The following is an 11,010-nucleotide window of genomic DNA, read 5'->3' as shown; positions in this document are numbered from 1 at the left end:
TTTCAGTGCTTCCCCTCCCTTGCCAAGATTTCCAACCACTTTTTTAGAACATCATTCTCCAATCGCAGCCTTTTGATTTCCCTTTCCAAGTCTTTGTACTCTTTCCGTCTTCCCCTGTGTTCCATTAATCCAAAGTCGCCCTGTTCCCAATATTTCTTCATCCAAACCTTCAGGCGCCCCACATCTTGGATCCCCAGTTCTTCAGCGATTTTTGCCTTGGGAATTCCTTGAAGTCTCATTTCCACTGCCTTCTTTTTGAGTTCAAAGCTGTATGTCTTGAATTTCTGTCCTTTTCTTGCCATGAAAATCACCCCTTAAAGTATTTTCACAGGGGGTTTTTCCTGTGTCTACTTTAAGGGGTGCACTTCATTTCCCGGGGGCTTTCGTTTTCGTTTTCAATCTTCATCTCTATGCTTTTCAAACGCTTGCTTGATGAGAGACATTACATAGTCGATTTCATCAAAGGAAGAAAGGGTCACTTCCACGTCGCCGTTGCCCCAGCGACCTAAATGGGTCACATCTCTGCAAACTCCTCTCGGATCATGGATTTCATCGAAGGGGATATTTAAGCTTAATTGCAGCTTTGTTTTTCGCGGGATAATATCGACGAAGTTCGTTGCAGTTTTGTAGGCGATGTACAGTTTTTTAGCCTCTTCACGAACGGAACTGTCCAAGTTCAATATGCGTTTTCTTAAATGCTCAAACAGATTCAACAGATCGCCCTGAAGATTTTCGGTATGGTCGGCAAGCGTGTAGACCGCTCCCTGATTGTCTTCGGGTGACCGTTTGTACTTCTCCAAAACCGCTTCCGGCAACTGGGGATACTCCCATATCTCGAGAGCCAATTTGGCAAGCGATTGGGCCCGTTTTTCGATTTCTTCTTTGTTCCAGACTTCCACCTTAGCAAGCCCTCTGTTCAGCCGAAGGGGACTATCGGCAAAGCCGCCTTCCATATCTCTTTTTTCTCTAAAAGGACGGTCGCTGAGCTCGGAATTGTAGCGGGTCAGCGTCAAGTTCCCCAGCGTGTGCAAATAGGTTTTATGGATTTCCTCCCAATTTTCACCCAAATCCTTTCTCCAATCAGGAGACAAATTTTTGTTTTGCGGCATGATGTGTTCAATGGTATAGCTCTCGATATCTATGATTTCTTTTCGATTGTGGTTTTCGAGCTTCCGCAGAAGATAATTGCGGTTGCGGAAATTGTAAACATCTTTGATGACCAGTTCGCGAACAAATTCTTCGTCATTTGGAAAACGCCTGTAACCCTCTTTGAGCAAAAAGGCTGCCCGAACGCTTTCCAAGTAGTTTTCTTTATCGATTTCCCGGCTCAGGTTGGCAAATGTCTTGTTCAATGAATTGGTCGGGACGCCGCAGATCGCACGGCGAAAAACATACGATTCAACGAGTTTCAGAATGGCGATGAAATCCCCTTTGGAAAGTTTCCCGTTATCATAATCATCGTACAACTCAAGCAAAAACGGATAGGAGACATCCACTTTCAAGGTGTTAATATCCGCCAGCACCTCATTGATTTCCTTGTCTTTTTCCTTTTGAAACGCAAGCTTCACGAAATATTGCGAAAAACGATAGATATCCGCCACAATTTCCTTGATATGACGGCCTTTTTGGCTTTGCACATATTCCTTGAAGTTTGAGTAAACGCGATTGATATTCGGAATCCGTCCCGTTTTCACCGTCAAATAGTCCCGCATAAAACGGTCAAACAGGGCCGAATCGTTCAGATCCCCGAATCCTTTCTCCATCGGATACCAATAATCCATATACAATTCGTTTTGTTCTTTCGGTTCGAGCTGCATCAACACGTAGTTGCGGATCAGATCCGCTTGCGACAAATCGAGACCCGTCGAATTCAAGCTTTCAAAAATCAATTGCGGATTGTCATGATCCCGGTCCAATGCGATATCGACAATAATAAGTTTGGAAATTCCCCGGTAAAGCTTGTTCAGATCGATTCCGCTCTTTCGGATCGCATTCGCAAAGAAATTGTAATTGTCCACAATTCTCTGTGAATAGTCATCGGAGAGCTCTTTATCGGCAAGCAGTTGAATATACGTGTCTTTATCGCTTTTCGTGAGAAGCAGTTTGTAATACAAGTCATCCTCTTCTTCATTGTTGACGAGATAATAATTCATGATTTTTTTCTTCGTAATATCATGAGGTTTCCCGCTTTCCTCAATCGCCCGGGCCAATGCCATCAACAACAAGGAAAGGGTGGTCAGACGTTGCTGACCGTCAATGACGAGCAATTGGGGTACGGCAGAGATTTGGTACAGCCCTTTTTCGATATAGACGATGGACCCGACAAAGTGTCCTTGAACCTCTTCATCTTCCGCCGCGCGAACGATATCGTTCCAAAGTTGGCGGCATTGCTGAATCGTCCAGCTGTATTTTCGTTGATAAATCGGAATGATGAATTGCTTTGTCCCTTGCAAGAATTTGAGAAAGTTCGTTTCCGATGCCTTCATTTTCCAGCCCTGCTCCTTATTCAATTATTCTTTACCTAATGATGACATGATTATGAACACTTGTAAACTCCAGATAAAAGGGCAAATCAGCGCAATCGTTGAGAATGGCAAATACACTTTTTATCCCACTACGTTCAGATAAAACGAAAACGCTGAGTTAAAGTCTCAAGTTGTGGTGTAAATTCTAAATCCATTTATTGACAAAGAAGCCATCGAGTGCAATCTACTAAAAGTGACAAGCAATTCAAATAGTAGGAGGTGCAACTCGATGGCTTCCATTGATAAGTTTACCCTGTTGGACTTTCGAAAAGTGGGTTTGGAAGGGGATGTCGATTTCTTACGGGAAGGCACTGCGTGGCGTTAAACTAGCCATTAGTGACGCACATGAAGGGCTTCGGGCGGCCATAGAGACCGTATTGTTGGGATCCGCTTGGCAACGGTGCCGTGTTCTATCATGCGCACTATTTTAAGCCAGGTTCCCAAGTCTTCTCAAATGATGGTGTCGGCGATTGTACGCACCATATTTGCCCCAACCGACGCAAGCCGCTGTGAAACAACAACTGTCCCTTGTGGTGCGCCAGCTGGCAGAACGGTTTCCCAAAGCGATGGAGGTACTGAAACAGGCCGAAGAAGACGTCTTAGCTTATATGGCGTTTCCTCATGAGCATTGGAAACAAGTCTGTTCGACTAACCCGTTGGAACACCTGAACCGGGAGATTCGCCGCCGAATCGAAGTGGTTGGTATATTCCCTAACCGTGACGCGGTCATTCGTCTTGCGGGAGCCATTTTAAAAGAACAACATGAAGAATGGATGGTGGGACGGCGTTACTTTAGCAAAGAGTCGATGGCAAAATTCACTGGCGAACAGAGCTTTTTGGACCTAACATCCATCCTTCAAAAATAAATCTTGTCACTAAGTAGAGGCACTAGATAAATTTACACTACTTGACGGGACACTACCCGGGAACACCCAAGGCATCAAAATAAAAAAGGGCTTTTCAGCCCAAATTGCTATGATCCTTACCAAATGCGGCCGTCCATTTTTGCCGGAACTCGGAAACATCCACTTTCGTGGAAGGGAAGGCGACGAATTTTTCGATGATATCGGGACTTACTGTGACTGCTTGGGCCCCAGCCAGCGCGGCATCATAAACTTGTTGGACATTTTTGAAGCTAGCAGCCAACACCTCGCACCCCAAATCATATTGGAGAAACATATGGACAATATTGGAAACAACCCTTAGACCGTCGCCGGGCAGATTGTCGATCCGGTTCACATAAGGTGCAACATATTTGGCGCCAGACATGGCTGCCAACAAAGCTTGCATACCCGTGTAAATTGTCGTGGCCAAAACGGGAATGTTTTCGGCGGAAAGCATACGAATCGCCTTCAAACCTTCTTCTGTCACTGGGACTTTCACCACCACTTTTCCCGAAATTGCATCGACGATGTACTTCCCTTCATCCACCATTTCTTCCGCCTTGTCCCCCAACACCTGAACGAAAAGCTCCTTGTCCATACCGATTATGGACTGGATGTTTTTCAACGTTTCCAAATACGGTCGCCCTTCTGTGGCAAGAATCGTGGGGTTCGTAGTCACGCCGGCTAACGGATAATATTCATTAATTCTGGTTATTTTCTCCACATTTGCCGAATCGATATACAGTTTCATAGATCATCCTTCTTTCTCGTTGTTCTTCCCGATGCTAAACGAAGTCATTATGTATCGGGGAACCTCATTCTCCTATTGAAAATGCGACTTTATTTGGATATTTTCAATTTCGTACCTATCTCGATGGAAGGAATCGGTTTTTCCTCCACGTACAAGGTTCCCGGAAGTTCCGCCGTCCGGGAACCATCGAAACGGATGGTGATATGCCCAAGTTGTCTGAGGTTCCGAACCACTGCATCGCCAACTGCGGTGATTTCAAACTGTTCACTGTCTAGGTAAAGCGTAGCGCCTGGGACAATGCCCCCGTTCACCGAATTGACGCGGATCAAATAGCAATAATCTTTCAATTCCTTCGGTGCGTTTTCCCCAAACAGCACGATCATTTTTTCCTTCTGGAGTTCATCAACATAACACCCGATGTTCACAATTTGCGTTTCATAGATATCTTCCATTACCCCTACCACTCTTCCAAAAAGTTTTGTTTTGCCTGGATGTTGTCAAAAAGAGGGACTGCAAAATCCATGACGAACCTTGCAGAACCCGTTTCCATAATTACAACGATTAGGAATATAATCCAAAGCTCGCTAGCCAAGCCACCACTACCCGCGGCACACCGATCAAGAACCGGGAATACAAAACAGACGGTACGCCTACTTCAACGGTTTCTGGTTTGGCTTCCGCAAGACCCAAACCGACCGGGATAAAATCGCAAGCATTTTGTGTGTTGATGGCGAACAAAGCTGGTAACGCCAATTGGGGAGGGATGTTGCCTTTGCCGATTTCCACGCCAATCAAGGTGCCGATGATCTGCGCGATAACCGCCCCCGGTCCCAAAAGGGGGGAAAGGAACGGCAACGAACAAATGAACCCGATCAAAATCAATCCCCAAATGTTTCCTGCCAACGGCGTCATCAACTTGGCGAACCAGTTGCCGATACCAGACCCTTGGATGATCCCAATCAGCAAGGAAACGAACGCCATAAACGGTATGATAGTGTTCAACATAGTTTGCACTGCATCACGGGCTGCTTGATAGAACGTGTTAATCACTTTCCCTGCCCCGAGGCCGATTTTCGTCAATAGGCTTTTGTTCTCCTTTTCCGCTAATGTTTGAGAAACTTTTTTGTCGGAGCTGTAGGTGTATTCCTTTTCCGTCTGGGAAGCGGTGACAGCTTCCTCTGGTTCGGCAGCCGCAGTACTTTCCAAGTCCACCGGAGTGATTTGATCGAGGCCGACAGCAGACACATAGAGGTCTTCCGTGATGTATTTTGCTAGCGGACCTGCTTTGCCGGTGGGCATGATATTGATCGTCTTGATCTTTTTTTGCGGGTAGATCCCGCAGCGCAACGTGCCGCCGCAATCGATAACGGCAACGCAGATTTCTTCATCGGGCACCTTCGTGTTGAACCCATTCACTGGGATTGCACCGGTCAGTTCCGCCAATTTATCCACGATTTCTGGTTTCGCTCCGCCTCCGGTGATATAAACGATTTTGTTCCTTTTTTCTGTAGGGGTTATGATTAACGGACCGCCAAAACCACCGGTTCCTTTGACTACTTTCACAGAACGGTAATTTGCCATAATTTTCATCCTTCCTTTCGTTGGTTAGAAATCGACTTCTGATTTCAAGGTGATACCTTGTTGTTTTTCGACCATCTTCGTTGTGAAGTCGGTGATCCATCCTGCGAAGAAATTCATCACGAGACCGACCAACAGGTAGCGAATCGCCAAATCCGCAGTATTTAGTCCGAGGGTTTTGATCCCTTGGGCGATACCGAGCCAGACAAACAATTCACCCGGATTGATGTGCGGGAACAAGCCGTTACTCGTATGACAAAAATAGGCGCCGGACGCATAGTAACTTGGTTTGTATTTTTCCGGCAAGAACCTGCCCAACGACAAGCTCATCGGGTTACCTAGCATGAAAGCACCGACGAAGGGAAGGACCATGTACCTCATTATGGGGTTTTTCGCAGAAATCCGGCCCAACGCATTGATTTTTTCCTGTCCAACCAGTTGGATTAAGGTATTCATAGCAACCAAAAGCATCAAAACGACAGGAACAATACCGGTCATCCAACTGATGAACGTCTTAGCGCCGGTTTGGAACAAATTCATGAAAACTTCCGCAGCTTTTACCAAATATTCCATACTCTATCACCCCTGGTTCATGATTTTTTTGCAACAACCATTTTTTCTGCTTTTAATAAAATGCTTTTCAATGGACTTGGTTTTTCTGGGATGGTCCCTCCTGTGATAACCGTCCGGTAATTTTTTTTCGCATCTTCAATGGCCATCCTGAGCGGCTTGTTGCAGTGGACCATGTCGGATGATGTCAATCGATTCAGATATTTTCCTTCAAAACCTTCCAGTTTCTTCATCCGTGCCAGGATCGTCACACCTTGTAATTTTTTTGCTTCTAGGATTTTCCCTGCCTGGTTGATGGCAAACATGACGATTGCCCCTGCCCTTAACTTCCCTGGCCTCCTTCCGATGGCGACTTTTCCTATTTTTCTCAGTTTCACATATTCTTTTGTGAAATGCTTGATCTGGATAAATCCCAATAATTGCTGGATAATGAAGGCTCCGCCGATAAATATAGCCAATTCTAGCATTTCTAACATTCACTTCACCTCTTCCTTTTTCGAAAGTGTTAATGATCACCTAAATGGAGCAAGAATTTCTCAAAGGTCAGGCAGTCGCTCAATTGGCAGATCCATTTCTCGTTTTGGGAAATTCTCATGATTTCATCGTAAACTTTGATCAGCAATGCCTCCTCTTCATCGGCCTTTTCCGGAAGCGCCAATAGGAAAATGATTTTGATCGGTTTCTCATCTTTAAAAATCTCCTTCGGAAAGATGCCCACCGAAACGATGATATGGCTTGACGCAAAGTTGACCGTGTGCGGTAAGGCTATGCAATGATCGTAAACCATCGTTGATTTTTCTTCCCTTTGGATCAATCGTCCGGGAAAACCGCTATCGGCGAATCCTTTTTCCACCAAATCCCTCGCCATGAATAAAACGCTTTCAAAATAGTCCTTCGAATCCAACACATAAAACCTTTCTTTAGAAAGGAGAATGCTCAACAAAGAAGAGTCATGCAAGGGCGTTTCCATTTTGTGGCGGCTTTGTAAATAAACAAGGTTTTCAATCTGCCTGGTGATTTTCGCCTCGTCGAAGATTTCGTCGATCTTGATTACGGGCGCTTCAAGAGAATAGTTCAAGGGAACCGTCGTAAAAACCATATCGTATTTCGACAAAACTCTTGGATCGGCCTCTTTATCGGAATAAAGGTCGATGACGGGTTTATTACCTAAAATCTTCCGTAGCTGGATGGAAATGAGTTTGGCCGAGCCCCTCCCTGTACCGCATATGACCGCCACGCGTTGGAAACTTTTAATTTTGAAATCATTTTCAGATAAAGAAATTTCGAAATACAGGGCCAAATACCCCAACTCATCCAAAGAAGGTTTCAGGTCGATTTTTTCATGGATAACTTCCCCAGCGATTTCTGCCATTTTGAAAGCTAAAGGATATTTTTCTCTCACTTGGTTCAGAAGGGGGTTCGGGGAATGGATGCCAAAAATCAAACGATTTACCATGAAAAACAAGTGGTATTCCAATTCCCTCTCAATGTTTTTCAAATCCAGCAAGATGTTCATCTCATCATCGATTCGATTCACGATGGTGTTGAGCAAATCTGTAATCTCTGGAGGGACGGTGATATTGGCCACCGAATTGATGTCGGTGGGAGTCCTTCTACCAACGATGGGAATGGTAAGAAAGAGCACTTCTTGTACAGGGATGTATATCGAGAAATGCCTTTCAATCTCCATCGCGACTTCCCTGGCGATGCCATATCCCGTCGTCTCGAACAATTTCTGGTATTTCTTCTCAAGGTTGATCCGATGTCCTCCTTGTAATCGATCCAACATGACGACAATTGTACGAACGAACCGTTTTTCAGTAGCCGCTTCCAGATCGCACTTTTTGATAATTTCCTGCAGGGCATTTTCCACTTTCTTCTCGATGGCTGAGTGGCTATACAAATACTCATAAAGATGCTCAATGATGAAAATCCTCAAGGACAACTCGCTGCCTTCGATTTTCAATCCTTTGTTGGGTTTTCCTGCTATTTTCAAATCATAAGGATTCAATAGCACAGATGCCTTTTTCAAATCTTTGACTAATGTCGATCGGCCAAGATTCAATTCATAGGCCAATTCATCCAGGGTGTTGATGCCATTTTCCCTGATCAAACATCCAACAATGAAAGCGATGCGCTTGATAAGGCTATCATTTTTGGTGGTACGTTCCTTGTTTTGCCGTATCACTTCTTTGAATTTTTGCCTGTCGAAAACCGTCAAAAAGTACCCCTTTCCTCGTTTGTTCCGGATGGCCGCGATCCCTTCGAGATCCGCATTCAACCGATCAATGTAATTAAATACAGACCGTTGACTGATTTTTACTTGTTTGGCCAAATATTCCGGAGTGAGATAATCTTTTTTGTCGATCATATCCAAGATTTGTAGATGCTTATCACTTTCAAAAATGACAGCCATCGATTACACCTTCCCGTAAAATGTGCAAGGTGGATATTAATTTATCAAAATTATTTTATTACATTTTTTGTTATTGAAAGGTATACGATGCGTTTTGGCTACCAATCAACCACGTGATTTGCCTCCGGAAATGTTGATAGTCGTCCCAGTAATATAACTCGCCCGATCCGAGGCAAGGAAGGCTGCGAGATAGGCGATTTCATCCAATTTTCCTTCCCGTCCTAGGGGGATGGATTTGACGTAATTCGTATTCAAACCTTCAACGGTCGTGTTCCGGGTATAGGCCAAAGCCTCATTATAGGCGTCAGACCGCAAATTGGTCTTTTCCACAATCCCCGGCGCAATTCCAACTACACGGATACCGAAATTCCCCAACTCTTTTCCCCATGAACGGGTGAAACCCATTATAGCCGCTTTCGTCGCCGCATAGCAGCTTTGACCGACGGATCCTTCTTGGCCACATTCGGAGCTGATGTTGATGATTACTCCTTGTTTCCGTTTAATCATTTCCCGCGCCGCCGCTTGCGCGCAAAGAAAAGTACCCTTGACGTTGACAGCTATCATCAAATCAAAATCTTTTTCATTTAGTTCGTATTCTGGCCTTTCCCCCCTGTAATCGACAAGTAGCCTGGGGAGATTGATGCCAGCGTTGTTAACCAAAATGTCTAGTTTCCCGAACGTTTCCAATGTTTGGCGAATGAGCATGTCCACATCTTCTCTTTTTGTGATGTCGCAATGACAATGATAAATACCGTCCTCGGCAAAACGGGTTTCCACTTTCATGTCAGCGACCACTACATTGGCTCCGTTTCTGGAAAATTCCCTTGCGATGTATGAGCCAATGCCTGAAGCAGCGCCAGTGACCACCGCAACTTTGTCATCCAAATTGAGCCAATTCGTCACGATGAAATCCTCCTTCATTGTATGGTGATCATCCGATTCTGTATCTATGAATCCTCCACCCGTTTTTCATTTTGAAAATCTTACCGTTGGAGAACGTACACATCCGCATGAATGGCCCTTTGGCCTTTTGCATCAATCCTTTCACCTTATTTATAATTCTTTGGAACCGAGAAATTAATGCAATCTTTTGCAAAGTAATATGCAAAAGAGGAAATAAATAAGGACTGCTGAAAAATAAAATTCCCCTTATTTACAAGGATTTTCATCCCTGTTTGTCGAAATCGAATACAAGGGTTTTTATCACCTATTATGCAAAAACCTTGCACTTGGAGGCACCTGCTTTGTATAAAAGAACGGAAAACCAACTTATTTTGCCGGATGACTTTTTCTTGCCGTTTGGCGGCAAATTGAATAAAGACAATCGTTGGGTCAAACTCGCCCAATTGATTCTTTGGTGGAAAGTCGAAGAAAAATACGCTCAATCCTTTAAGAAATCGATGAAAGGCCAAAAGGCCTTGTCCGTCCGGGTCGCACTGGGCGCTTTGATCATCCAACAACGTAGACGAGCGACCGGGAGACGGCCAACTAGACGCCGCGGGAAGTGAATTGTGGGCGCTATGCAGATGTGTGAGCATCCAAAAAGCGTTAAGCTGACGGCAAGGATCATCGACCAATTGCCACTACCATGAGAACGATCAAAAACAACAGCCTGTGGTAGATTTTTGAATACCAATATATTACATTTTTTGTAAAATCATAATGTTATAGATACATAATCATTTGAGAAGACTTGGGAACCTGGCTTAAAATGGTTCGCATGACAGAACACGGCACCGTTGCCAAGCGGATCCCACCAATACGGTCTCTATGGATCCGGCGGCGAATCTCTCGGTTCAGGCGTTCCAACGGGTTTGTCGAACAGACTTAAGCACACCCCATCATCAATAATTTCTCCCGTTTCGTGATCGATGATGCCCCAACCCACGGACCTAATCCCAATATCCAACCCCAAAACTTTCTTCACCAAAATCCCCCTCTTACTACAAACTTTCTTATATCGCATCATAGTTAGTAGACTTTTTTGAGAACTCCTGAAAAATAGAGATTCGATTTATCAAGTCATATTCTTCATTTAACCGTCATTTTGGCGGCATTTAACTTCAACATTGATATCGCCTTACGAATTAAAATAAACCGATGTTCATTGGTAAATGATGCTCTCGGATTTGGCAAATTCGCTAACCGAAAGGCGGATCTTGGACAGGATGTTGCACCTTGAACAAAACCTTTGCAAAAAAATAGAAAAGGTTTATGGAAAAAAGAACACGAGTGCCCCAATTGGTTTAGCATCAATTTAAATAATTTTCCCAAAATATTTTTTGT

General features: G+C 44.4%; 10 protein-coding genes and 2 pseudogenes. 2 read left to right on the top strand and 10 right to left on the bottom strand.

Annotation, left to right across the window (positions count from 1 at the left end):
- Positions 1 to 2: 2 nt before the first annotated feature.
- Both CCB157_RS05390 and CCB157_RS05385 read right to left on the bottom strand, forming a co-directional pair.
- On the bottom strand, positions 3 to 302 hold the full coding sequence (locus tag CCB157_RS05390; protein WP_077614899.1) for a helix-turn-helix domain-containing protein: 300 nt from the start codon (positions 300 to 302) through the stop codon (positions 3 to 5).
- A gap of 93 nt (positions 303 to 395) precedes the next feature.
- Positions 396 to 2,486, bottom strand: a complete 2,091-nt coding sequence (locus CCB157_RS05385; RefSeq protein WP_077614898.1) for a DUF262 and DUF1524 domain-containing protein — start codon at positions 2,484 to 2,486, stop codon at positions 396 to 398.
- Positions 2,487 to 2,830: 344 nt separating this feature from the next.
- Between CCB157_RS05385 and CCB157_RS17985 the strand changes: the two are divergent.
- Positions 2,831 to 3,391 (top strand): annotated as a pseudogene (locus tag CCB157_RS17985) (transposase); the annotation flags it as partial.
- A gap of 94 nt (positions 3,392 to 3,485) precedes the next feature.
- Here CCB157_RS17985 and CCB157_RS05375 read toward each other — a convergent pair.
- The 7 genes from CCB157_RS05375 to CCB157_RS05345 form a co-directional block, all read right to left on the bottom strand.
- The gene (locus CCB157_RS05375; RefSeq protein WP_077614896.1) at positions 3,486 to 4,160 is read right to left on the bottom strand and encodes a transaldolase family protein; all 675 of its coding nucleotides are present in this window, start codon (positions 4,158 to 4,160) and stop codon (positions 3,486 to 3,488) included.
- An 89-nt stretch (positions 4,161 to 4,249) separates the two neighbouring features.
- Positions 4,250 to 4,612 carry a PTS glucitol/sorbitol transporter subunit IIA gene (locus CCB157_RS05370; protein WP_077614895.1) on the bottom strand — a complete coding sequence of 121 codons (363 nt, stop codon included), beginning with the start codon at positions 4,610 to 4,612 and terminating at the stop codon, positions 4,250 to 4,252.
- A 109-nt stretch (positions 4,613 to 4,721) separates the two neighbouring features.
- Positions 4,722 to 5,741, bottom strand: a complete 1,020-nt coding sequence (gene srlE / locus CCB157_RS05365) for a PTS glucitol/sorbitol transporter subunit IIB (protein ID WP_077614894.1) — start codon at positions 5,739 to 5,741, stop codon at positions 4,722 to 4,724.
- A 24-nt stretch (positions 5,742 to 5,765) separates the two neighbouring features.
- A complete protein-coding gene (gene srlA, locus CCB157_RS05360) occupies positions 5,766 to 6,311 on the bottom strand; it encodes a PTS glucitol/sorbitol transporter subunit IIC (RefSeq protein ID WP_077614893.1) in 546 nt (181 codons plus the stop codon).
- Positions 6,312 to 6,328: 17 nt separating this feature from the next.
- Positions 6,329 to 6,784, bottom strand: a complete 456-nt coding sequence (locus CCB157_RS05355; RefSeq protein WP_238594604.1) for a transcriptional regulator GutM — start codon at positions 6,782 to 6,784, stop codon at positions 6,329 to 6,331.
- A gap of 29 nt (positions 6,785 to 6,813) precedes the next feature.
- Entirely contained in the window at positions 6,814 to 8,724 is a 1,911-nt protein-coding gene (locus CCB157_RS05350; protein ID WP_077614892.1) for a BglG family transcription antiterminator, read from the bottom strand.
- A gap of 105 nt (positions 8,725 to 8,829) precedes the next feature.
- Positions 8,830 to 9,630, bottom strand: a complete 801-nt coding sequence (locus CCB157_RS05345) for an SDR family oxidoreductase (RefSeq protein WP_143286935.1) — start codon at positions 9,628 to 9,630, stop codon at positions 8,830 to 8,832.
- A gap of 338 nt (positions 9,631 to 9,968) precedes the next feature.
- Here CCB157_RS05345 and CCB157_RS05340 point away from each other — a divergent pair.
- A pseudogene (locus tag CCB157_RS05340) lies at positions 9,969 to 10,187 on the top strand (IS5/IS1182 family transposase); the annotation flags it as partial.
- Positions 10,188 to 10,492: 305 nt separating this feature from the next.
- Here the strand turns inward: CCB157_RS05340 and CCB157_RS17555 are convergent.
- Positions 10,493 to 10,651, bottom strand: a complete 159-nt coding sequence (locus CCB157_RS17555; protein WP_158077219.1) for a hypothetical protein — start codon at positions 10,649 to 10,651, stop codon at positions 10,493 to 10,495.
- Between the last annotated feature and the right edge of the window lie 359 nt (positions 10,652 to 11,010).

Source organism: Caenibacillus caldisaponilyticus, assembly GCF_002003465.1.
GTDB lineage: Bacteria > Bacillota > Bacilli > Bacillales > Sporolactobacillaceae > Caenibacillus > Caenibacillus caldisaponilyticus.
This window is presented reverse-complemented; position numbering and strand designations above follow the sequence as displayed.